The 24383-nt window shown below is 49.1% G+C and carries 13 protein-coding genes; 3 read left to right on the top strand and 10 right to left on the bottom strand.

Annotated features, from left to right (window positions below):
• Positions 1 to 34: 34 nt before the first annotated feature.
• From NFI81_RS03840 to NFI81_RS03825, 4 genes are all read right to left on the bottom strand, one after another.
• Positions 35 to 3214, bottom strand: coding sequence for a M64 family metallopeptidase (locus NFI81_RS03840; RefSeq protein WP_234614054.1), 3180 nt, complete (start codon positions 3212 to 3214; stop codon positions 35 to 37).
• A 54-nt stretch (positions 3215 to 3268) separates the two neighbouring features.
• Positions 3269 to 3745 (bottom strand): hypothetical protein, encoded by a 477-nt coding sequence (locus NFI81_RS03835; RefSeq protein WP_234614055.1) that lies wholly within the window; start codon positions 3743 to 3745, stop codon positions 3269 to 3271.
• Positions 3746 to 3963: 218 nt separating this feature from the next.
• On the bottom strand, positions 3964 to 4995 hold the full coding sequence (locus NFI81_RS03830; protein ID WP_234614056.1) for an LLM class flavin-dependent oxidoreductase: 1032 nt from the start codon (positions 4993 to 4995) through the stop codon (positions 3964 to 3966).
• A gap of 132 nt (positions 4996 to 5127) precedes the next feature.
• A complete protein-coding gene (locus NFI81_RS03825) occupies positions 5128 to 7260 on the bottom strand; it encodes a T9SS type A sorting domain-containing protein (protein ID WP_234614057.1) in 2133 nt (710 codons plus the stop codon).
• 286 nt (positions 7261 to 7546) lie between these two features.
• Here NFI81_RS03825 and NFI81_RS03820 point away from each other — a divergent pair, with 286 nt between their 5' ends.
• Both NFI81_RS03820 and NFI81_RS03815 read left to right on the top strand, forming a co-directional pair.
• Entirely contained in the window at positions 7547 to 8083 is a 537-nt protein-coding gene (locus tag NFI81_RS03820) for a YceI family protein (protein ID WP_234614059.1), read from the top strand.
• A 173-nt stretch (positions 8084 to 8256) separates the two neighbouring features.
• The gene (locus NFI81_RS03815) at positions 8257 to 8697 is read left to right on the top strand and encodes a hypothetical protein (protein WP_234614061.1); all 441 of its coding nucleotides are present in this window, start codon (positions 8257 to 8259) and stop codon (positions 8695 to 8697) included.
• 450 nt (positions 8698 to 9147) lie between these two features.
• On the opposite strand, the gene NFI81_RS03810 is transcribed toward NFI81_RS03815, so the two are convergent.
• The 4 genes from NFI81_RS03810 to NFI81_RS03795 all read right to left on the bottom strand — a co-directional run bounded on the left by NFI81_RS03810 (position 9148) and on the right by NFI81_RS03795 (position 17405).
• Complete coding sequence (locus NFI81_RS03810; RefSeq protein WP_234614064.1) at positions 9148 to 10605, bottom strand: glycoside hydrolase family 30 protein; 1458 nt, start codon at positions 10603 to 10605, stop codon at positions 9148 to 9150.
• 81 nt (positions 10606 to 10686) lie between these two features.
• On the bottom strand, positions 10687 to 12153 hold the full coding sequence (locus NFI81_RS03805; RefSeq protein WP_234614066.1) for a RagB/SusD family nutrient uptake outer membrane protein: 1467 nt from the start codon (positions 12151 to 12153) through the stop codon (positions 10687 to 10689).
• A gap of 12 nt (positions 12154 to 12165) precedes the next feature.
• Entirely contained in the window at positions 12166 to 15132 is a 2967-nt protein-coding gene (locus NFI81_RS03800; RefSeq protein ID WP_234614067.1) for a SusC/RagA family TonB-linked outer membrane protein, read from the bottom strand.
• A 329-nt stretch (positions 15133 to 15461) separates the two neighbouring features.
• Positions 15462 to 17405: a 7TMR-DISM family protein gene (locus NFI81_RS03795; protein ID WP_234614068.1), complete on the bottom strand. Its 1944-nt coding sequence runs from the start codon at positions 17403 to 17405 to the stop codon at positions 15462 to 15464.
• 186 nt (positions 17406 to 17591) lie between these two features.
• Here NFI81_RS03795 and NFI81_RS03790 point away from each other — a divergent pair, with 186 nt between their 5' ends.
• A complete protein-coding gene (locus NFI81_RS03790; protein WP_234614069.1) occupies positions 17592 to 18821 on the top strand; it encodes an exo-beta-N-acetylmuramidase NamZ family protein in 1230 nt (409 codons plus the stop codon).
• Positions 18822 to 18845: 24 nt separating this feature from the next.
• Here the strand turns inward: NFI81_RS03790 and NFI81_RS03785 are convergent, their stop codons facing one another.
• Both NFI81_RS03785 and NFI81_RS03780 read right to left on the bottom strand, forming a co-directional pair.
• Positions 18846 to 20333 carry a family 43 glycosylhydrolase gene (locus tag NFI81_RS03785; protein ID WP_234614075.1) on the bottom strand — a complete coding sequence of 496 codons (1488 nt, stop codon included), beginning with the start codon at positions 20331 to 20333 and terminating at the stop codon, positions 18846 to 18848.
• Positions 20334 to 20404: 71 nt separating this feature from the next.
• Complete coding sequence (locus tag NFI81_RS03780) at positions 20405 to 24373, bottom strand: hybrid sensor histidine kinase/response regulator transcription factor (protein WP_234614076.1); 3969 nt, start codon at positions 24371 to 24373, stop codon at positions 20405 to 20407.
• Positions 24374 to 24383 lie beyond the last annotated feature (10 nt).

The following is a 24383-nucleotide window of genomic DNA, read 5'->3' as shown; positions in this document are numbered from 1 at the left end:
TCAGCCTTTCTTGCAATATAAAAATACATCAGCGCTATTCTTGCTCGTCGAGCAGCTGCCTGGCTTTTTCCATAATCGCCTGAAGTTTCTGCAAATCTTCTTTTGAGCGTTTGGATTTACAGCAATCGGCGATGAAAAGCTTTAACCATCCGAGCAACGATACAATTTCCTCCCGTTCTTCCGGATGCTTTTCTGCCAGCCGCAGCAATAAAGCCCGAAGCTGTTTCTCTACGGCGGCAGCTTTGCGGCATTCCGGATCTTTCCCTCCTGCGTTAGGATCTCCCCCGTTAGGATCACCTCCGTTGGGATCACCACCGGATTGTCCCGGCTTGAAGATCAACCCGGTGAAAAGTCGGTAACGGGTGACAACGGCGCCTGCGGGCGTGGTAGCCATAACCATCGTAGAAACGGGATATACACCCAATTGATGCGTATCGCCGAATGTTCCGCTGTATTGCCCATATGCCGTTTCCGCTAATGTAATGATGCGGATCGTGCCGTCCGGCCGTGTGAACCGCGCTTCCACCGGAGCGTCGAGCTTGACCGGTTGTCCGTACAAAGTTGGTTCCAGGACCAGGAGCATTGGCGAGCCGGGTTCATACGAGCTTTGCGAAAGAAAACCATTCAAACGCATATCACTCCGCGCTTTGGCCATCACGGAATAGTAAAAATTAACGCTGCTGCCCTGACTGTAACCATGCGTTAGTACCGGCTTGCCCCGGCGGCTCGCCATCCATACCCGCCAACGGCCGATGTGCGCTTGCGGACGGTCTGGAAAGGCAGGAAACTGACATCTGAAATAAACATGGCCGTCACCCGTCACAAACATAAAATTTGGAAATGTGCTTCCCGCATCACCGGGACGGACAATGGTGCCGTCGGGAGCTTCCAGCCACAGCTCAATGGCTGGGTAAGCAGAAGCTTTGCGATATACAATGATAAAATCCACAGCCACATCCACCTCGCCGATATAAATGTCGGTCGCCTGCTCGGTTCCTGGGAAAAGGACATTGGTAGGATCTTGCACAAAAGCTTCATCGGCTACGTCGCTCAGGATTTGCACATATAGTTTTTGAAGCAAAAATTCCCGGTCGCCGGCCAGCTCGCCCGTGATCTGTGCGACACCATTGTTGACCGAAGCCAGTTGTACAAGCTTGTCTTCCAGCTGGTTTAACCCCAACCCTACCGCAAACACACGCTGCCTGGGTATTTTCGCGGCGACGGCCGCGCTGGCAGCCGGAATATCCGGATTGGTATTTTGAATCCCGTCCGTCAGCACCACCACAGCTCTTGCGTTGGCAACAGCAGTGTCCAGCACCGTACTGCCCAGAATCGTTCCTCCTCCGATTGAAGTTGCACCAGTGGGGCTGAGATTGGCGGCTGTCAGCACGCTTCGGGCAGACGCCCTGCCCGCGCCGGTCTCTGGATCTCCGGCAACAACCAGTGTTTGCAGCACATCGCCTGGATTGTTGGCTGCATGATTGAAACGGACTACGCCGATGCGGTCATTATCTTTCAGCAACGCGATGTAAAGGTTTGCGGCCTGGATCGCGAGGTCCATTTTGGAAGCGCCAGGCACACCGGTCGGCTCGCTCATACTTCCTGAACGGTCGATGACCAGCACAGAATCCACCGGCGGCGGGTCAACAGCGCGAGCGATCAGGTTCAGGGTAACGGAAGGTGTTACGGCATCGTCCGGGGTGGTGATGGTGAGATTGCCGTTGAAGTCGGGACCTCCCACTGCAGGCGAGGAAAATGCTACATATACCCGCCGGGATGTGAAGGGCTGCGCGGGCGTTGGCGCAGCCAGCGTGAAGTTCAGGTTTGTTCCCGGTGCATACTCAAAACCGGCTGGCGGGCCGCCGAGTGTCACGTGCAGCTGCGACGCGCATGGTCGTTGCAGGTTGCGCACTTCGAACCAGCGGTACATGGTAAGGCGCCGGCCAACATCCCCGAAATTCAGCGTGGTCGATCCGTCTGCCGTCTGCATGTCCATTCTCGCCGATGGCGTACAAACGAACGCATCCAATTCGATGCTGAGTGTGGCCGCATTACTGGTAACGAGAATTGTACCCGTGCGGGCACCGATTGTGAATGCAGGTCCGAAAGTGACTGATATCAATTGTGTCTCCCCGGGAGCCATGCTGGCAAATGAATTCGGCGCAACGGAAAAGTTGGGACTATCGCTGCTTAGTGCGATGCCCGTTACCGGAACACTGCCGACATTGCTGATATTAAATGTAAGCGTAAGCGTTGACCCGCTGCCTACGCTGTCAAAGTCCAGCGCGGATACGGATGCAGCCAACGCAGGCGCTGTGAAAAACGGGCGCAGACGGTCTTGCACCGCTTCGGCACATACACGGCAAAATGGCTCGAACGAATTGCGCATCCGGCAAGTGTAGGCTGGCCGGAAATAGCCGCAGTGATAATAACCGGCACCTTCATAGAGACCGATTTCATGGTCATCCGGCCTTACATTAGCACGGTTGTCACAAGCTGAACAATCGGGATTTTGCATGGTTGGCACCGGGGTCAGCGGACCAACAAGGTGTGCCCATTTCAAGCCTGCAAGACCGGAACTGGCGGTAATGTTAGGATCGGCGGGCTCTCCGCCAGGCGCATTGTCGCGATCGGTCTCTCCGCTGGAGCACCCTTGCCAGTAACTGTACTCGTCTGCCAGGCGGAAAGCTGCATGGCCGAGCTCATGCATTACCACATCGAGCCAGTCGGTACTGAGGGCGGTGGCAAAGACATTCCCGCTGGCGCAGCCGCCCCGCTCGCTACTGTTTACCAGCACTGCGGCGGCATGCCATTGCGGCAACTGGGCAGTAAGCGTATCGCGGACGAGCGTCCAGTCGCAGGCCAGACAGCGCCTGATGCCGGACGAACAATAGGAAGCATCGAAATAGGTGTCCGCCGAAACCGCCGTGGCGGTCGACATGTCGGCACAGGTGGCGGGGTTATCAGCACCGGCATCGTCCGAGCGGACGTTGAGGCGGTGAATATTGATCGCTGCCAGCAAGCCTTCGCTAAACCAGGGCTCGTCGCGGAATGCGTCCACGATTTCCTGGCAGCGGGTGTTAAAGTCGGTCTGGGCAGCGGCATTCGCGCCCAGAAAGCCCTCGGCGACGATAACGATATTAAATCTTTGATTGTCGGGACCGTTGTCCAATATTTTGGTCAGTCCAAAAATTTCACCATCAGAAGCAGCCATAGTGATTTGATGTTTGAAATGAAAAAAAGGGGTGGAATGTAACCTGGTCAGCAGCTAGTGCTGGTGTCCTCCGCCTGGGTGGTCGGGAACATCGCCGCCTGTTTCTTTGGGAAGTGCCAGGACTGTGCGTTTAATGCCGCTTGCGGCTGCTCCTTCCCGTGGTTTCTGGTTGGAGACAAGGTGTATTTCGGATAAGCCTGCCATATCAGGCACGAGAATTTCAAGCGCAATGTCATGCGGCGGATGGTTTATCCGCGTCATTTCACCGCCTTTTGCAAACTGCTCCATACCCAGCAACGGGTCGGGCATCACTTCGCGCTGGTAAATGCCTCCCTGGCCGTCGGCTGCCTCGATCCAGAAACCCAGGCTCTGCTCTTCGGCAGGCAGCGGGTCTGGGGCGGGCAATGTCATGCTGGGAACGAGAACTTGTTTGCCGATCTTCCATTCCTGGCCGTTCCACTGGATGGTGACCCGGCGGACCGGACAAGGGTACTTGACTGAAATTAATCTGGATTTGTTTTCCGTAGACATAGCTTGGCTCCTTTCACTGTTTAGGTAGGTAAAATTCCCGATGCACGTCCAAAACTGACGTGCAGAAACAAGCAAAAAATCTTCAATGAAGCTGGTAAGAACTCGTGAAATCCGGATCAAACGACGTCATACCCGCAGCAAAAACCAAGCATTATTTATTTAGCGGTAAACACTATCCATTTCAGGCAATTAGTTCATAATCAAGTAGTTTTACGGAATTAGACACGTACATTTCCTTCTTTTCTTTCACTCTGAACGCTTTTCAGGACTTCATAGCTGTGTATGCGTGCCTCGGGATCATAAATGTGACTCGTGACCATTAACTCGTCGAGCTGCGTGTGTTTTTGAAAATAGGCCAGATCAGTGCCGACTTTTTTCCTGTCTCCGATGAACGTGTATTTCATCATTTGTCTCACTGCGGCCTCTTCATATTCTCCCCAAAGTCCGTCCATACTTTCTACGGGTGGCTGCAAAGGCCGGCGTTTGCCTGTAATAATTCCCGTAGCTAGCTGGAAGAAAGACGTGGCAAGACGCTCAGCTTCTTGGTTTGTGTCCGCAGCGATCACATTAACACATGCCATTACATAAGGTTGGGCAAGATATCGCGATGGTCTGAAATTCCGGCGGTAAAGGTCTATGGCTGTGAGGAAATGATTGGGTGCAAAGTGGCTCGCAAATGCATAGGGCAACCCCAGATGGGCAGCCAACTGCGCACTATCAGTACTCGATCCCAGTATCCAGATCGGTATTTCCAGCCCTTCCCCGGGAATAGCGCGTACTTTGGAGCTGCTGTTCTCCTTCGAAAAATAGGTTTGCAAGGCAATCACATCATCCGGAAAATCCTGGGCGGATTCCATGTAGTTGCGCCTGAGCGCGCGGGCGGTAACCTGATCTGTTCCTGGCGCACGTCCCAGTCCCAGGTCAATGCGATCGGGGTAAAGTGACGCAAGGGTGCCAAATTGCTCGGCCACTACCAGCGGGGCGTGGTTTGGTAACATGATGCCGCCACTGCCCACACGGATCGTCTTTGTGCCGCCGGCAATGTAGCCGATCAATACCGAAGTGGCCGAGCTGGCCACACTTTCCATATTGTGATGCTCAGCGAGCCAGTATCTTTTGTAGCCAAGTTCTTCAACGCGTTGTGCGAGGCGAAGGCTGTTCTTGAATGTTACGCCTGCATTGTTTCCCTCTGTGATCGGCGCAAGATCAAGAATTGAAAATGGTATGTCCTGAATAAGTTTGTCTGCCATGTCGATTTTACTAACTGTAAGAGTGCTGTTAGTAAAAATCATTTAATTAGCTCGCGAGTTCCTTTTAAGCCCAGTTTGTCATCCATCTAAAAAAGGGCGATCCGTATGTACTCACCAGACCGCCCCTTTTATTTACTGCGCAATGAGGATTTTCTTGGTTTCAAGCGAATCTCCTTTTTTCACTTGCAAAAGATAAATTCCGGATGGCGCACCTTCCAGATTAATCCGCTCCTGGTGCGCTCCTTTACCCCTTACCTGCCGCTCATGCCAGGATCTACCCTTCATATCAGTGACACTAAGCGTTCCTACCTTGCCGGGATCCAGTTGAAATACGGCTTTAAACTCTGATCTGGTGGGGTTTGGGTATGCTTGCAGTAAATTAGTATCTTCTTTTCCTTCACTGGCTTCCGGTGCGGCCATTCTTGCATTTTGTCCGTTTCCGGTAATGCAAATCCTGTCCTGCCGACAGCTTGCGCCGGGTAATCCCTGGATGCGGACCACATTGTTTCCTGCGGCCAGCGGAATGTTTAGGGTTTCTTCGCGCCAAACAATATTCCAGCTGTGGGTGGCAGGAAGCTCCACTTTTGCGATGGCTACATCGCCGTTAACAGACACACTGACATTGGCAACCCCGGCGGCATAATAGCGGAGTTTCAACTGGTATGTTTCGGCGGTTTGCACCCCTGTTACCGGATATTCCAGATAATAATTATAATTGTTTTGGGCACCCCGGGTCCTGCCGTTCGATGCATTAGGATCGGACGAGACCGGCCCGTTTCCACTCACGTTCTCCGACTCAATGCACGCACTAAAAGGCTCCTCCACGCCGCCACAGTTGCTGACCCTGATATCGACCGTTGCCGTTTTGGCAGCGCAAGCGTCTTTGACAGCGGTCACGGTGTAGGTGAATGTCCCATTGGACGCGGGTGCATTTACATCAATATATCTGCCTGGCTGATCAACGCCATTGCCGCTCCATTTATAAGTAACAGCATTGCAATCGTAACCCACGCAGTATGCCCTCAGCGTAAATTCACCCGAACATACCGGCCGGTCATTTGAAGCATCTGTCTGAATAGCAAAGTCACACAGGGGATTATTAGGCCCGCCGTCCCCTCTTATACATATCCTATCCTGCCGAACCGGGCTGTAAGATGGCTCTCCCATGATGCGGATCCTGTTATTGCCTTTGTTCAGATTAACGCGTATGGTATGCTCTGCCCAAACGATATTCCACGAGTTTGTGGCGGGAAGGCCTGTGCGAATTCCGAATTGTCCGTTTACTACAACATTTACAACCCCATTACCAGCGGCATAGTAGCGTATCGTGAGCAGATGCCAGCCAGAGGCTTTCACTCCTGTCACTTCGTAGTCTACATAATGGTTCCAGGCATCTGGCGCTCCTCTGGTCTTACCATTGGAAGCATTGGGATCTTCTGTTATTGGTCCGGTCCCATCAGAATTTTCTGCTTCAATGCATGCGGTGAAAGGTTCCGGATCGGGTGTGCAGCTGGTGACCGTCACAATTGTTGTGGCTGTTTTGCCCGGGCAACCCTCTTTGTTGGCAGCCATCCAGTAAAAGTATGTTCCGTTTGAAGAAGGCGCATTCACTTTGACCGATTGACCTGTAAAGGATGTATCCGGGCTCACCCAGGAATATGCCAACCCATCGCAACCTGGTCCCGAACAGCCTGCATTCACAGTAAATTCCTGCGAACACGCCGGCGTGGCTGTGGAAGCGGAGGCTGTGACATTGAAATCGCAGGAAACAGGTTCCTCGGGACCGGCGCTCCCGGTCACACAAATCCGATCGTGGCGAACAGGCCGGTAAAACGGCTCGCCCATGATCCGGATCTTGTTATTGCCTTTGTTCAGGTTGACCTGCATGTGGTGTTCGGCCCAAACAATATTCCAGGAGTGGGTAGCAGGCAAACCAACCCTGATGCCAAATGCTCCGTTCACCATGACCTGGACGACGCCATTGCCTGCTGCATAATATCGGATCGTAAGCGTGTGCGGGCCGGTGGCCTTTACGTCGTTCACCTCATACTCCACGTAATGGTTCCAATTGTCCGGTGCGCCCCGGGTCTTGCCGTTAGACGCATTAGGATCATCCGTAATCGGGCCGTCGCCGGTGGAATTTTCGGCTTCAACGCATATGGTGTATGTTTCTGCATGGGCGGTCGACGGGCCATTGCCGAGGGCCAGGTTAAAGGATGTTAAATAAAAAAATGCGCAAAGTAGAGTAAATGCATAGCGTTTCATTGGACATGTTGTTAAGTAGTGAAGATCTTGTGAGGTAAAGAATCGCCGAAACTGAAAATCAGACTTGATTTGCTAAGGACAATGACACTTCCGGCTGGCAAAACCGTGGCATGTTTTGGATGTTTCTTTGAAAAAATATTCTTTTTGATTGTCTTACCATAGCAGTATACAAGAGGTTATTACTATCCTTTTGTATACTACTATCTTTTGTATATCCAATGTTTCTAATTTTGAATGCTCGAACAAACGAACGTTTGTATCAAAATGAAATCAAATACTTTTTAAGATGTCTAAAACAATATGGAATGTAGACGCGCTGCATTCAGAAGTACAATTCAAGGTGAAACACCTTGTTATTTCAACAGTTACAGGCTCTTTCAAATCTTTCGGCGGCAAAGCTGTTACCGAAGGGGACCAATTTGAAAATGCCGACATTGCGTTTACAATTGACGTAAACAGTGTTGATACCGGCCAGCCAGGCAGAGATGAACATTTGAGAAATGCAGATTTTTTTGAAGCAGAAACTTATCCGCAGTTTACATTTACTTCAAGGTCATTTACCCCAATTAAGAGAGATTTATACAAACTGATTGGGGATCTTACCATTAAAGGAATTACTAAAGAGGTTGAGCTGGAAGCAGAGTATGGCGGCACGGAGAGAGATCAATATGGAAATGTTAAAGTAGGTTTTGAGGTAAACGGAACCATTGACCGGAAGGACTTTAATGTTACATTCAATGCGCTGACCGAAACCGGTGGACTCGCATTGGGCGAAAAAATAAAGGTGAGCGCAAACATTCAGCTTGCCAAGGAAGCGGCGTAATTATTCCAGATTCACATCATCCCGGGCAACCCGTTGAATCTAAATTTCCTGCTCCAAAAGCTGGCTATGTGAATGGCCGGCTTTTGGAGCATTTACCACCCAACTCTCCGCTAATATTGACAACCAGACGTTTGGAACGATTATTGCTCACTGAAAGAAAAATTTATCGGACCATGGAAAACGTGAAAGACATTGTAAAACAGGTGATCAAAATCTGGCGGCTTTTCAAGACCCAGCAATCGGCGCTGGCTGTTGCAATGCGGCAGGACGTTTCTTATGAAATGAGAAATTTGTTGAGCCGGGACTATATGATTTGTTTGGTGATAAAGAAAGAAATGGCAAACCTGTACGATTCGCTCAAATGTTGCATGCGCGATGGTTGCATAACCCGGCCGGACCAGCATTATGCTGACACTACGGTCCCCAGCGACGATGTGAATATGGCATTCAGCAAAATTGTAAATGTACATCAACAAATCATCACGGAATACCGAATTCTCCTTGACCTGATCAAGGATACGAGTATTAATGCCAGCATACTCCACCAGCATCTGGATCAAATGGAAAAGATGAGCGAGGACCTTTCAGCACGCCCTCCGGCGCTTATATTGTAACAGGCATTTTTCCCGACAAGACAGAGTCCAAACCATACTGATCCTTCTATCACCATCTTTACATGAAATCCCGAGCGCTTGCAGTTTTGGTCTGCACCCATCAAAGAAATTGCATATCAGCTCAGTTTCGCTACGCCGGAGCAGTTCAGTCATTCTTTAAAAAGAATGTCAGTGCCTCACCCAGTGACTACCGTTCAAGCTTCGTCAATATTGGAATGTGAAAGGGTGGAACTCCTGTATATCAGCTGCGTGTTTCACGACCTGTGCCTGACGCCGCATTTCAGCAGTCCCGACAAAAGGTTTGAAGTGGACGGGGCAAACGCTGCCGGAAGTTGCACTGCTTTATTCCGGTGTAGGGCTCGATGTGATAGGCGAAGGCTATGAAACTGCATAGCGGCGGGAGTGAAAAGTCTTGCCATAAGGTTAACGTCAGGCAACCATTTCGTCCCTTTATTTCCAGACAAGCGTCGCCACTGCATTCGGATCAATGGTGTAGCTGAACTGATTTTCGCCCAGCGCAACCGTGAATTTCTTATTGTCCGTGCCCAGGTTCAGGATCACCAGCACCTTGGACCCGTCCGGGTTGACGAATGCAACGTGTTCCAGCTGCGTGGAAGCGCTCAACCGGTCGGATTGCACGCGGAATGCGCCCGGGTGCACGAATTTCGACATGTGGGCAATGGTGTAATACTCGACATTTTTGGTGATGGTGCCGTTCGTCGCAATGGTCACAACGCCCCGGCAGTTGTCGCAGCCCTTGTTTTTCGGACCGTCGGTTTCGTCCAGTGCAATGTTCCACAGCAGCGCATTCTTCGACCAGTTGTTGGCTGTCCCAATGAAAATGTTGGACATGTTCCATTTGAGGTTATCAGAAAAATTTGCAGCCCAGCGCCCGCCGGATATCTCGGTGAAATACAACCCTTTGTCCGGAAACTGATCGTGAACCTGGCTCATCGCCGTAACATTTCCACCGTAAGCATGAAATGCCGATCCGGCCACATACTGGCTGGCTTTTGGATCATTCAGGATCGATATCGGATAGCCGGGCCGGTCCCAGTTATGGTCGTACAGGAGGATTTTTGTTTTGATTGATTTTGATTGAAAAAGTGGGCCGAGATTGTTTTTGATAAAATTCAGTTGCGCTGATGAATCCATTCGCATGGAAGGATAAGCGGCTTCATGCAGCGGCTCATTCTGCACCGAGATGGCGTCAATCGCAATGCCTTCTGCCTTATACGCATCCAGATATTTCACAAAATAATTGGAATAAGCCCCATACCATTCCGTTTTCAGGCTTCCACCTGCCAGTTTGCCGCTGGTTTTCATCCACGCCGGCGCGGACCAGGGCGTCGCCATGATCCTGATTGCAGGTTGCAATGCAACGACGGATTTCAGGACTGGTATCAGGTCTGCCTGGTCCTTTGCAACAGAGAATTTTGTCAGATTAGCGTCTGTCTGGCCTGCGGGCAGATCATTATAAGTGAAATCTTCCAATGAAAAATCCGACGCACCCATTGTAATGCGCAGGTAACTCATACCGATCCCGGTTTCCTGGTCGAAGAGGTCTTTGAGCAGCGCCGCACGCTGTGTTGCATTCAGTTTTTGGTTGATCAAATAAGCTGATGAACCCGTCATCGCCGCCCCGAAACCTTCCATTTCCTGCAATTTGGTCGAAAAATCAATATTGATCAGGTTTGTTGATGGAGAATTTGAACCTGCTTTTACGATGGAAATCGGGTTGTCACTTTTGAGCAATTTGCTTTGCGAACCATTGGTAACCCACACGGCCACCTTGTTTGCCGAGGTTGTGTCGGCAGGTTTGGGATCATCATTTACCGGCGCTCCCGCCGAACAACTGCTTAATGCAAAAGCCAGGCTGGCTACGGTCGCTATAAGAACGTTTTTCATCCATTTGTTTTAAAAAGAAAGTCATGCCGGGACGCATGTTCTTAACAAACACCCGCTGTCGGCACGACTCTCAATGATTTACTAATAACCGTTATTCTGTTTCAGATTGGTATTTTTATCGATTTCCCCCTGCGGAACCGGCCATAGCAGCCTGGTGTCGGTTAGTTTATAGTTCAAACTGTTGCCCGAGCCATCCTTCGCGGCTTCCATCACCCGCACTACCCTGCCAGTCCGGACAAGGTCATACCAGCGCTGACCTTCAAATGCCAGTTCCAGACGACGTTCTTTTTCGATTGCCAGACGCATAGCGGCCTGATCCCCAGCAGTGGTCGCCGGAAGCTTCGCGCGCGTCCTGATCCGGTTGACCAATGTGCGGGCACCTGCCAAATCGCCCGTTTCGTTCAATGCTTCTGCTTTCAAAAGTAAAACGTCGGCCAGGCGATACATGATAATGTTCTGCGAAGCGTCTGTATTGCGCATTTTATAAGCAAAAGGAAACCTCGTCAGAGCCCAGTATTTATCCGACCATTTGCCGGTTACATTAGCCGTGAAAATTGTTGAAGCCTTGCGTACGACATCTTTTTCGTCATCATAAGCTTTGATCAGGTCATTGGAAGGCGTGTTGAATTTCTTCCAATCTGTGCCGTAGAACATGGAAGAGCCCCAATTACCGCCTGTTGCCCAGTCTTCAAAATTCAACTCAAAAATAGCTTCCGCACTGTTTTCATGTTTTCCGTCCCAAAGGTCTTCGAAGTTGGGCATCAATGTATAGCCCAGCGCGATTACTTTGTCCGCATTCTCTTTCACCTTTGCCCAATCCTTGCGGGTTGCATACACTTTGGTCGCCAGCGTATACACAGCGCCAGGCGTCGCAGTCATTTTGTTCGGTCCCGTCTTTGGGACTGCCGTCCCCGCTTCGTCCAGATCTTTTATAATTTGTGCGTAAACTTCCTCCGCGGTGCTCCTTGCCGGATAAAGCTGGCCGTAGATTTCATCCACATTTTCGGAAGTAATCGTCGGCAGCTCGTCGACCACCAACGGCACATCGCCATAGATGCGGACAAGGTCGAAATAGGCACGCGCCCGGATAAACTTAGCTTCACCCACAATCTGCGCCTTGCGATCGGCCGATAATGACGCGTCGGTTACTTTCGGAACATTGGCAATGATGGAGTTAGCACTGGCCACGTGATTGTACAGATACTGCCAATCCCGCGCCGCAACCGCATTCGTTGAAAGGATCCGGTACTCGTCCACTTCGAACCACGCAGCATTGTCGGCGCCCGCATAGGAATTGTCCGACTGCCCGTCACCCAGGATGAAGTAATCCATCACATAATACTCGGCGGAACCGTTTTTAAAAATTGCATAGGAACCCGCAAGAGCCGCCTCTGCCGTGGCCGCATTTGTAATGGTTGAACCGGCAGTACCCGTGCCGCTTCCTCCCACGACGGTCTGGGAAATCGGTTGTAAATCAAGCTGGTCCTGGCATGCCGGCAGCAGCAGCGACGAACCTAACACCATTGCTATATAACTTATCTTTTTCATAGGAATTTTCGATTAAAACGAAACATTAAGACCTGCTACAAATGCGCGGGATACCGGGTACGTTCCATAGTCGATACCCAAAGTGGCACCGCTCGAAGTAAACGCATTAACCTCAGGATCAAACCCCTTGTATTTTGTCAGCGTAAAAAGGTTTTGGGCTGTCACATAAACGGACGCGCGGCCTAACTTGATCTTCTCGGCAAAACTTTTGCTGAAAGCGTAAGAAATCGTTGTACTTTTCATCCGCAGGAAAGAAGCATCTTCTATGAAGCGCGACGAGATCAGCGAGTTGTTGACATTGCCATCGGTTGCCCTCGGAATGTCTGTAATGTCACCCGCTTTTTGCCAGCGTCTGAGCACTTCGGTCGACTGGTTTTTGCTGTCGTACATTCCCTCTGTTTCCAACCTCGAAGCATTGAATGCTTTGTTTCCCTGCGATCCCTGGAACAGGAACGAAACGCTGATATTCTTGAAAGTCAGGTTGTTATTCATCCCATAGGTGAATTTTGGCTGCGCCGATCCCAGTATCGTCCGGTCGGAAGGCGAGAAAGAGCCGTCTTCGTTGACATCGCGGTAGATCATATCGCCCGTTTCGGGATTAACCCCGTCTGAAATGTATCCGTAAAACGTTCCAAGTGAAGCGCCTTCCTGCAAAATGATGATCTGGTCGCTCCGGCCTTCCACATCTGCATAGCGATAAACCTTGCTCAGCTGCAATTCGGTAATTTTGTTCCGGTTAAATGCAATGTTAAAGTCAGTTGTCCACTGGAAATCGGATTTATCGAAATTGATGCTCGACAACACGAATTCAAGTCCCTTGTTTTCCAGCTTACCCGAGTTGCGCGGCATGTAGCTATATCCGCTCGTGTTGGGCAGCGGCACGTTCAGCAGCAGGTCGTTGGTCTTTTTCAAGTAGGCGTCCGCGGTGAATGTCAACCGCCCCTGCAACATGCTCAGGTCGATACCAATGTTGGTTTGCGTGGTTGTTTCCCACCGCAGATCGGGGTTGGGCGCATAGGCCGGACCCGTCACAGCCGGTCCCGAAGGCGGCACTGTGGGTGTGCGGCGGGTGTAGGTGTTCAAGCCATACGAAGCATAGTTGGCCAGACCTTCCTGGTTACCATTTTGCCCCCAGCCACCGCGCAGTTTCAGGTCGGTAATGAAGTTCACGTCCTGCATGAAAGGCTCGGCAGAAATACGCCAGCCGGCCGATACCGACGGGAAGAAGCCCCACTGGTTTCCTTTCGCCAGTTTGGAAGAACCGTCCGCGCGGAAATTAGCCGTGATCAGATATCGGCTGTCGAAGTTGTACATCAACCGGCCCAGATACGAGTTCAGGAACCATTCCGACTGCTCGGTGTAGGCGTCCGTGATCTCATTCGCCGCATTGATCGTTTTTACAAGGCCATCCGACGGGAAGTCGCGACCGGCCATGTAGGAGTTGTTCCAATTATTTTTCTGAACAGTCGTACCTGCTAATGCCGAAAATTCATGCTTATCCCACTTCTTTTCGTAGTTCAGTGTGTTCTCCCATAGATAAGTAAATGAATTCGAGCGGGTTGCATTGCCCAGGCCGTGCGTGCTGCCATTCGCGCCCCAGCCTTCTGTGGTGCGGTATGGATCCAGGTAATAATCATTGGCGTGGTTCATGAAATCGATCCCGAAATTGGAGCGGTATACCAGGCCTTTCGCCACGGTAAAATCACCTGCGACATTTCCGAAAATCCGGTTATCCTTCGCCGATTGCGTCGGCCCGAACATGGCGGCCAGCGGATTATCCCATCCGGCTTTGAGCGGATTCGTTGAGAAAATAGTGCCTCTGATTGAATCCTGGCTATATACGCCCATCGTTGGCGGTGCACCCAGCGCACCCAATACAACTGCATTGCGGCCTGCATTGTTGTTATCCTTCACGTCCCGGATCCTGGCATTGGAATAACTGATATTGGTCGTCAGCTTGAACCAGCTTTTGATCTCGTTGTCCAGGTTCATACGGAAAGAATACCGGCGATAACTGGCTGGTTGAATGATGCCTTTGTCCTGGGTAATTGCGCCTGAAACAAAATACCGGTTTTTGTCGGTTCCGCCTGAAAAATTGAGCTGGTAATTCTGGTTGTGGCCGGTGGTGAAAACCTCCTTGTTCCAGTCCGTCGTTTCGCTGCCTACGGTAACATCATTGCCCATTTCGTTCATCAGATCGGCATATTGCTGCGGGTTGAGCACATCGATCTGCTTGGCCATGTTTGAAAAGCCGTAGTATGCTGAAAAATTCACTTGCGACTGGTTTGCCTTGCCTCTTTTGGTGGTAACAATCACCACCCCATTGGAAGCTCTGGCTCCATAAATAGCAGCCGACGACGCATCCTTCAACACCTGAATACTCTCGATATCATTCACATTCAAATCCCTCGTATCCATCGTTGGGACACCGTCGACCACATAAAGCGGCTCATTGCCAGCCTGTACCGATGTAGCACCGCGGACACGGATAGACAATGCTGCGCCGGGTTTTCCCGAAGGCTGCGTCACCTGCACCCCTGCTGCTTTCCCCTGCAACGCCTGCGCTGCCTGCAAAATCGGCCGCTCTTCGATATCCTTCGTGTTAACCGAGGCGATGGAAGTCGTTACATCTCCCCGTTTTTGCGTACCATAACCGATCACGACCACTTCGTTCAGCGTCTTTAAATCGCCGCCCAATATGACGTCAATTTGCGTCTGGTTACCAACCGCGATTTCCTTCGTTTCATAGCCGATGAATGAAACCACGAGCACGGCCTCCCCATTGGGCACGCCGATTGAATAGTTTCCGTCAACATCTGTCACCGTACCTGCCTGTGTTCCCTTCACCAAAACGCTTGCCCCAGGCAATGTTTGATTTTGCTGATCTCTGATCACACCTTTCACGACGATCTCCTGCGCATTCGCCAGGCTTGCCGCCGCTAATATCATGGCAATGAACATCGTAATTCTCTTTCTCATAGATTGTTATGAATTGTGGTAATTAATCTGATAATTTCTTGGACAATTCCATTGGGCAAAATTAACAATAGTTTGAGAAAATCAACAACCAAAAAACTATCTAAATATCTGAAAAATAGATAGTTACAAATATATTGATACGGTTTAGCACCGGTGTTTGGAGCCGATTAGCAGCCTGATTTACAGCGTTTATACGGCAGTTCAGGCTGCAAGGCTCCAAAGGACTGATACGCCTGCAAACCGTCGATTTTAGGTAAAAAAAATATGCAACTCCCCTAAAAAATTTTACAGGGAGTTACATAGAGGGTGTGGGCGGGAAGAAATTATCCTTATGCAGGTTCGAGCGAGTGATCCAAAACGAGGAGGCTCCAACCTTCTCCGGACTTGGAAGCCGCAATTTCCTTGCGGCGGTCGTGCATTACTTTTTTAATTCTGCTTGCATAGGCCCAGCAGGTGCCTTGCCGGATCGAGAGGATTTCGGACAGCTTGTGCGATGATATTTTCCCTTTGGTTGTGTAGATCAAAAAGACCATATAAAAGGCCTTGTTGATGGGAATGCGCGTGTTCTGGAAAATAGTATGGGCAATGACCGACTCGTCATAGTCACATTTGGAACACCGGCGGCTGTAAGGTGAATGTCCGTGAAAGTAATGATCGTGGCCACATTTACGGCATTCGTGGTCACTACTCGTCCATTTCATCGACGCCAGAAACCGGAAGCAACTGTCGGTATCGGGGTAAATTCTACTGAACTCTTCGAAATCAACTTCGGTGGACATTACCCGTGCCTGCGTAACTTTCACGACATTGGTATGCAGCACTTCATTATCTTTTTCGAGCAACAGGTTCATTTGCAGGATTTCCTCCTTTTGCTGTTCCAGAAGCGCATTAACCTCCGTCAGTTCCTGGTTTTGCGCTTCAATGATCGCCGACTTTTCCACCACTTCCTTCGTACGCGCTTCCACCTGTGCTTCCAGCCGGACATTCAGCGAGTCTTTCAACTTTTCGTTCAGCCTCATCTGATGGATCATCTGTTTCTGCACTTTATCCTTTTTCGTTTTCAGAACGCGCACTTTGTCGCCGATTGCAAATGATAGAAAAATCATTTCGAGCACGAAACAAATGCTGAGACTGTAATAAGTGACCACACCAAAGTTCAGCCCCTCGACATGCAACATCAGCAACAGCTTGTGAATGAACCCAATGGAAAGAAATGTGTATCCCAGCACGAAGAACCGGGCCGGATGGTAACCCTGGCGGTAAATGTGGATTCCGCTGTAAAAAGCCACTGCGAGCGGGATCAACTCTACGAATTTATAGCTGAACCAATCTGTATTGAAGATCAGGCAGATCAGAAAGAAAGCTGTCCTCAACACCATTACCCATACTATAAACCGGTCCAGAGCCGGCGCTTTCCGATGGGTGTAAAGAAGCGTTCTCGTGAATTGCAGTGCAAAAATGCTGACCCCAAACAGCGCAACCCCATAGGCATACTGGTTCCATTCCGGCGCATTGGGCCACAGATATTGGTAAGCCACGCCATCGATACACATTTCGAAAAGGCCGACGCAGAGGTTATAAAGCACGTAATACAGATATTGCACCTGACGTACGGCCAGGTACATCATCAGGTTATAAAAGCTGAAAACCAGCACCATACCATAGAATATCCCGAAAATGAAATACTCATCCAGTGCATATTTTATAAAGCGGTTCACAGAGCGCAACACAATGATCGCATCTGCCGTCTGGTGGGATTTGACCCTGAAATAATAGGTCCCATCGTATTCGTCCGAGTTGGAAATGTTCAGTTCAAAGTTCTTGTGTGAGTATTCCCTGTTTTTGAATGGCAGCTGGTCACCCATTGACCGGGAGCTGTATCCTCCTTTGCCGTTGGGCGAATAAGCCGTGATATCATCGATGGTTTGGTCAAAAAATTCAAGCATCCAATTTTTCCGGCTGTCCGGGTTATGACGGATGCGGATCCTGAACCAGTAGGCAGATTTCAGGTTATAGTTTTGCGGCGTGTTCGTAGCGCTGTTTCTAAAATTCCCCTCTAATGCAGGCGATAAAACGTCATTGATCGTGTAGGTGCCGGTTTTATCTTCCAGATATTGAATTTCATTCCCCGTAAAAATGTGCTGATCCTGCGAATCCAGAATCTCAACCGCGCGCTGTGCATACACCGGCCCCACGAGGCCAATGAAAAACATAGCGGCCAGAAAAACGGTGTTAATGTATCTGAAACCCGAAAGATTTGGAATGTGTGTCATAAATTTTCAAATGTGTGTTTAGTAAACGAAAATTCACAAAATTGGTTTGAAAGCAAAGCCAAACTTTATGACACCGAAGGACTGAACGCACCATTGAGCTGACAAATATTAGTATGCAAGGGAAAAAGTGACGAAAAGAAGCTTTCTTTGGTAAGTGCGTTTGCCGGGTAAATTAACCTTCTATAAATGATGAGACTTATTTTAATGCTTTTCATAGCAATTTTTGCGACCAGCAACATTGAATGTTACGCGCAAAGTGCATCGTCCAATCAGGGTGCATCTAATAACCCGGGCATTATCACTGGTGCCGACCAAACTGAAAAATATCTGCCTCTTCTAAAAGGTAAACGGATTGGCGTGGTTGCAAATCAGAGTTCTATCATTGGTAAAAAAAGCATTGTAGATAGTTTGGTGAACCTTGGTATTAAAATCGTGAAAGTGTTCGGACCTGAGCATGGTTTCAGGGGCAATGCCAGTAATGGAGCTGTGGTGAGTAATGAAATAGATGCTAAAACGGGCATTCCGATCATTTCTTTATACGGCAAAAACCAGAAACCAAGTAAAGAACAACTGGCGGATATTGACCTGATGGTCTTCGATATTCAGGATGTGGGATGCCGTTATTATACGAATATTAATACACTTGAATATGTGATGGAAGCCTGTGCAGAGAACAACAAAGAACTGCTTATTCTTGACAGGCCCAATCCCAACGGCTATGTAGTAGACGGGCCGGTCATGACCGATGACAAGTTCAAATCTGCCATAGGAATTCATTATACGCCCATGACGCACGGCATGACGATCGGCGAGTTTGCACAATATCTGAACGGGGAAGGATATTTAAAAGAACAGTGCAAAATCAACATTATAAAGGTTGCGAACTATGATCATGACATGCCTTATGTGCTGCCGATAAATCCCTCACCGAACCTGAATACACAGCAGGCGGTAATGCTTTTTCCGAGCTTATGTATGTTCGAAGGAACTGCTATCAATGAAGGCCGCGGAACTTTTATGCCATTCACGATTCTGGGAGCACCCGCATTGAAAGGCAAGTATGCATTTTCATACAAACCGGTAAGCATTCCCGGCATGAGTGAAAAACCAAATCACAAAGACTCTGTTTGTTACGGCCTCGACCTTCGCAGTTATGAAATTAACAAGCTACGGAAAAGCCGTCAGATTAATTTATCGTGGTTAATTGAGTTATACAACGCCTACCCGGACAAAGCTCATTTCTTCACGCCCGGAAGGGCAAACCAGGATATATCTGCGTTCGATCTGCGCATCGGGACCGATCAGTTAAGGAAACAGATCATTGCGGGCGTATCGGAAGCAGACATCAGAAAGAGCTGGGAACCCGGATTACAAAATTTTAAGAATATACGGATGAAGTATCTCTTGTATCCGTAATGAATAAAAATGACCTAGTGCACGTCACTGGTTCTTAAATACAAATTTCTCCACAACACCTACTTCGCCCTCAGTGCCTTTTGTGATAATGCCCGCGCGCACAGCCCGGTCCCAGGGAGGCAGGAATGTAATATCAGGTTTTGCGATGTTTATGGGGGTAAAATCGGCGCCATTGATGCTGTAATGGAAACTGATATCTGTGTTGTTCTTTACCTGCATTTTTATAAACAGATTTTTACCCTTCGTTACCACGGGAAATTTCCCAAGAATGCTTCTGGCGCCGTCTTTGACAAGCGTGACGGCAATGCTATCTTGTTTTGCAACTGCATAGATCAGGTTTTTCTCATCACCGACTAATGCGACGCCGGTCATAGCGCTTTTTGCAGGAATGGTTTCCACCGTCGCTTCATAATTCGGGCCTTCAATTCTTCTGGCGATGAACAATTCCCGATCATCCTTGATCTGCATCCCGATGCGGCCGTTTTTCAACTCGAATGCCGGTTTATTGAAAACAGACCAGCACCATTGCAGATCCAGTTTATCTTTATCGAAGTCGTCGGTTGCCGTGTATGTTTTGGGACTTTCGGCCGGTGCCAGGAATTCGTCTGTAAAACGAAGCCAGTTGTCGGGAGTGAATTCAAAACCGCGAACCAGGGCCTGACGGCCGGTATATTTGTTTGAAGACTTGTCGTAAGCGTGATACATGAAATAATTTTTCCCCTGATACTTAACAGCTGTTCCGTGGCCCGGGCACATCCAGTCGCCCTGTCCGGTCAGGATAGGGTTACCCTCGAATTTCTCCCAAGGCCCTGTCAAGCTTTTGGCGCGTGCAATGCCGGTTGCGTATGTGCAACCGGGTCCGCAGCAACCAGCCGCGGCGTAGATCGCATAGAAATATCCATTGTTTTTAATCACCGAAACACCTTCCACAAGGTTCGCCTCCCAGGGTGTGTCGTTTCTAAAAAGCTCCTTTTTCTCACCCACAAGCGCGGTCTTCTCTTCGTTGATTTCCTGGATCCAGATGGGCGTTGGTTTGCCTACACTGTTACCGTCTTCTTTCCAGATCAGGTGCAGTTTGTTATTTTCATCCCGGATCGGGAAACCGTCGATCGAGCCTGCTTCCTGGCAAACCAGCGGGCCGTGATCTTTAAACGGTCCTTCGGGCGTATCGGCACTGGCTACTCCTACGCAAAGGTTACCGCCTTTTTTGTGTGCAGTATAATAGACATAAACCTTACCATTTTCATAATTCAGCTCAGGAGCCCAATAGTAATAATCCGCCCATTCCGTAAGGTCAGGGAAAATGGATCCTGTTTGCTTCCAGGTTTTGAGGTCATTGGATTTCATTACCGGAAAACCGGGCGCCCAGTTTGAACTGGTTCCGGCGGCATAATATGTATTGCCAACCTGAATGACAGAAGGGTCAGCAAAATCGCCACGGATCACGGCCTGCTGCGCATGCGCGCTGCATACAAGTAATAGAAGCAACAGACTGATACTCAATTTTTTCATAAATAACTTTTAATATGAATGCTTTCTCAATATATAAATATAGGTCAAATAGCTGTTCGCCCGCGGATGCATTACACCTCGCTCTGTAGTTTGCTGATATAGGCGGACGGGCTTACCCCAAACTGCTTTTGAAAATCCCTGGAAAAATTGGTAGGAATACTATAACCAACCATATCGGCCACTTCGTTGATCTTGTATTTGTTTTCGGCAAGCAACTCAGCGGCTCTTTTCAGACGCGACAAGTTGATCAGTTCATTCGGCGTCATGTCCGAAATGCCTTTGATCTTGCGGTATAATGTGGGACGGCTCATGTTCATCATGGATGAAAGCAGGTCCACGTCGAGATTGCTGTCTGCGATCCGTTTGCTGATTATGGTGTTAAGCTGTTCCAAAAATTGCTTATCCGCCGTAGAGAACGCAATGCCACGGATGTGCGTGAGCGGGGAACGCGCGAAATATTCCTTGATAATGTTGCGGTTATTGATCAGATTGGTGATCTGCGCAGCCAGATGATCCAGTGAAAACGGCTTTTCAATGTAAGCGTCCGCTCCTACTTCAAGCCCTTCGATTTTAGCATTGATCGAGCTTTTGGCCGTCAATAGAATAATCGGAATGTGGCTGAACTGCACGTCGTTTTTAATCCTTTTACACAACTCAATGCCATCCATAACAGGCATCATAATGTCGCTGATTACTAAGTGGACGTTTTCGTGCTGCAAAATCTCTACGGCCTGCTGGCCGTCCAGGGCCCGCATTACGTGGTAGGAAGCGCTCAGCTCGCGGCTCAGGTAGCCGAGGATTTCTACATTATCTTCCACGATCAGGATAACAGGTCGGGTTGGATCTGCTGCCTCATTGGGTTCGCTGGTGAGCCCGAAATCAGTGGGAGCTTCCTCGCTGGCACCTTTCAGATCCATTTCATAGTCCTGGTGAATGGGCAGCGAGAGCAGAAATGTGTTGGTCTGCGCATCCCGGTGTTTCAGTTCGAGACTTCCTTTATGCAATTCAGCGAGCGAACGCGCCAGGGGAAGGCCAATGCCGGTCCCTTCCTGTTTCTGGCTGGCTTCGACACGGTAAAAAGGCTCAAAGATCTTCTCTTTTTCGTCATCGCCAATGATCACGCCATCATTTGTAAATTCAATATGAAAGAGCAGATCGTCGCTGCTGAAAGGTGAAAGCCTTAATCTGACTGAACTATCGGCATATTTAATTGCGTTGTTAATCAGGTTACTAATGATCTTTTTGCAAGCTTCAACATCTACAAAAGCATGCAGCGTAATGCGGGGAAGCTCAATGTTGTAGGTTAAATTCTTCTGTTCGGCTGCCGGTCTGAAAGTAGCAAACACATCGCTTAGCAACTCGTTAATGTCTGTTTTTGTAAAATTCAGGCTAAAATTATTCGCCTCGGCTTTCCTGAAATCAAGCAGCTGGTTGGTCAGGTCGATGAGGCGGTTCGTATTTTTATTGATCATGGTCAGGTTCTCAAATGTTTCTGCACCGGCGCTTTCATTGGCCAGCAGCTTGTCCAGCGGCATTTTGATGAGCGTCAGCGGCGTTCTGATTTCGTGGGCGACATTGGTAAAAAAGTCAATCTTGGCATTATAAATTTCCCGTTCCCGGCCAATCTGAATGGTTTCGATCTCGCGTTTATTCTTCTCCGTTACGGCCAGATGGTAATAGCGCAAAAGGGTCATTACAATGGTTGCTGCAAATGCCGCGTAAAACAAATAGGCCCAGATCGTCGCCCACCACGGAGGCAGGATCTCAATGTTGAGCCTCGTCTCGCGGCTGTTCCAGAGCAGATCATTATTCGACCCCTTTATCCTCAACACATAATTGCCCGGCGGGAGTTTTGAAAAATAGATTTTTCTATTGCTACCCACATTAAGCCACTGATGATCAAGCCCTTCCATTTGATACATATAACGGTTCATCTGTGGAATAACGTAGCTGAGCGCAGCTACATCAAATGTCAGATTGGAACGGTCGTAAGGCAGCGTGATCGCTTTGGCATATATTGGCGACTCGGCCAGGGGTGAATCTTTGTTACCAATGGCTAATTCCTGGTTGTCGGACTGGATGCCCGTAATGTAAACGGGCGGCATATAGGCATTCTTGACAAAAGTTTTTGGTTTAAAGCTGATCAAGCCCGCTACCGTGCCAAAAAACAATGTGCCGTCCTCATTCTTAAACGATGAATTATAATTGAATTGTTCGCTGGGCAGCCCGTTAGCTTGGTTATAATTGGTGAACTTCCCCGTTTCAGTATCCAGCATAGACAAGCCCCGCGACGTCGAAATCCAATAGTTTCCAACTTCATCTTCCAAAACCCGAAAAACCTGATTATCGGGCAGGCCATCCTCAATGCGGTAGTTTTTGAATTTTTGCGAAACAGGATTATATCTGGACAAACCATGCTCTGTGCAAAACCAGAAATCGCCATCCCTACTCTGGTAAAGGCTGTTAATGTAGTTATCCGGCAAGCCATTGTTTTTGCCCGACACGTATTGTATCCGGCCTTTCTTATTGGTTTTTGGGTTAAAATAAGAAATGCCACCTCCGTAACTCGCTACCCAAAGGGTCCCCTCCTTATCCTCATGAATGCTCTGGACCTGCGAATTGAAAAATTCCATCGGCGTAAAATCATCCGTGTCCCGGTTGTACTTGAACAAGCCGGACCACGTCCCGACCAGAATGTCCGATCCGCGGGTTTTGTACAGAGTGACGACGAAATTACTGCCAAACGAATTCGGTAAACTGGTGCTGTAATGCCGCACGATCTTGTTTGTTTTCAAATCCATTACGTCCACCCCGTGTTCGTACGTGCCGATCCAGAGCTTGTCGCCGTCTGCTACAAGGCCGTGCAGGTTGTGGTAAGTAATGCTGCCTTTTTTACCATCGGGCAGAAATGACCTGAATTTCCCGGTTTGTGTGTCGAGCTGGTTGAGTCCGGCGTCTTCGGTGCCTATCCAGAGCTTTCCGTACTGGTCTTTGGTAATTTCATGGACCAGATTTCCGCTGATGCTGTTGCCCGGCTGCTGGAAATATTTTTGAAAATGATTGAATTCTGATGAATAGTAATTGACCCCGCCAAACTGCGTGCTGATCCAGATCCCCCCTTCCCTATCCTTGAAAATCGCATTGATAATGTTATCAGTGATCGAATACGCATTGTATTTTTCTTTAACGATCTGATCGATTTTCTTCTTTTTCAGGTCAAGAATAAACAAGCCGGATTCGGAACCAAGCCAGTATTCATCCTGGCCATTTGGGAAAAATGTATGAATATAAATGTATTCCTTCTGGCCCGTTTGTTCGGAAATATCTGTGATTTTGCCGGATCGAAAGTTAAACAGCTTGATCCGCTTCATGTTCCCGATCAGGAGCGTAGAATCCGAAACCGATTGCATCCGCATATTGGAAAAAACCTCATTAACGCGGCCAGCCAGGTTGTACTCAGCCATTTTGCCTGTCGCAGGATCGTGGCAACGGATAAGGCCGTTGCTGCTGGCAACCCACACTTTCCCGCCGGCTGAAATGTGGATAGAAACCGTATTATCAGCATTGGGAAGCAATTTGACCGTACCGTTTTTTGAATCATACCTGTACAGCTGATTGTCAGATATGATCCAGATGCCCCCTGCCTTATCCCCCCGGATAACGCGAACTTCGCCGGAACGGATCAGCTTGAAGGGTTTGAATTGATCTGAAACAGGATCATAAATGTAGATGCCCTTATGCGTGCCGATCCACAACTTCTGCTGATCATCCTCGTGCAGTGAGAAAACCGAGTTGCTGCCCAGGCTTGTGGGATCACCCTGTCTGCTCCTGAAAATCTTAAACGCACCGCCGTCAAAACGGTTAAGCCCGTTGCGGCTGGCGATCCAGATGAAGCCTTTTTTATCCTGGATAATGTCACCGGTTGTGTTACCCGACAAGCCGTCGGAAACATTATAATTTTTGAAATAATACGGAACCTCCTGGCCATAACTGGTCAGAAAAAAAAACAGGCAGCAGAACGTAAAAAGGTAATTTTTCACACAGGCATCC

Origin of the sequence: Dyadobacter fanqingshengii, from assembly GCF_023822005.2 — a bacterium.
Taxonomy (GTDB): Bacteria; Bacteroidota; Bacteroidia; order Cytophagales; family Spirosomataceae; genus Dyadobacter; species Dyadobacter fanqingshengii.
This window is presented reverse-complemented; position numbering and strand designations above follow the sequence as displayed.

Coding starts and splice junctions, on each gene's coding strand:
- NFI81_RS03785 (WP_234614075.1), bottom strand. CDS start 20,333: ATGAAAAAATTGAGTATCAGTCTGTTGCTTCTATTACTTGTATGCAGC.
- NFI81_RS03815 (WP_234614061.1), top strand. CDS start 8,257: ATGGAAAACGTGAAAGACATTGTAAAACAGGTGATCAAAATCTGGCGG.
- NFI81_RS03825 (WP_234614057.1), bottom strand. CDS start 7,260: ATGAAACGCTATGCATTTACTCTACTTTGCGCATTTTTTTATTTAACA.
- NFI81_RS03835 (WP_234614055.1), bottom strand. CDS start 3,745: ATGTCTACGGAAAACAAATCCAGATTAATTTCAGTCAAGTACCCTTGT.
- NFI81_RS03805 (WP_234614066.1), bottom strand. CDS start 12,153: ATGAAAAAGATAAGTTATATAGCAATGGTGTTAGGTTCGTCGCTGCTG.
- NFI81_RS03810 (WP_234614064.1), bottom strand. CDS start 10,605: ATGAAAAACGTTCTTATAGCGACCGTAGCCAGCCTGGCTTTTGCATTA.
- NFI81_RS03830 (WP_234614056.1), bottom strand. CDS start 4,995: ATGGCAGACAAACTTATTCAGGACATACCATTTTCAATTCTTGATCTT.
- NFI81_RS03790 (WP_234614069.1), top strand. CDS start 17,592: ATGATGAGACTTATTTTAATGCTTTTCATAGCAATTTTTGCGACCAGC.
- NFI81_RS03800 (WP_234614067.1), bottom strand. CDS start 15,132: ATGAGAAAGAGAATTACGATGTTCATTGCCATGATATTAGCGGCGGCA.
- NFI81_RS03795 (WP_234614068.1), bottom strand. CDS start 17,405: ATGACACACATTCCAAATCTTTCGGGTTTCAGATACATTAACACCGTT.
- NFI81_RS03820 (WP_234614059.1), top strand. CDS start 7,547: ATGTCTAAAACAATATGGAATGTAGACGCGCTGCATTCAGAAGTACAA.
- NFI81_RS03840 (WP_234614054.1), bottom strand. CDS start 3,214: ATGGCTGCTTCTGATGGTGAAATTTTTGGACTGACCAAAATATTGGAC.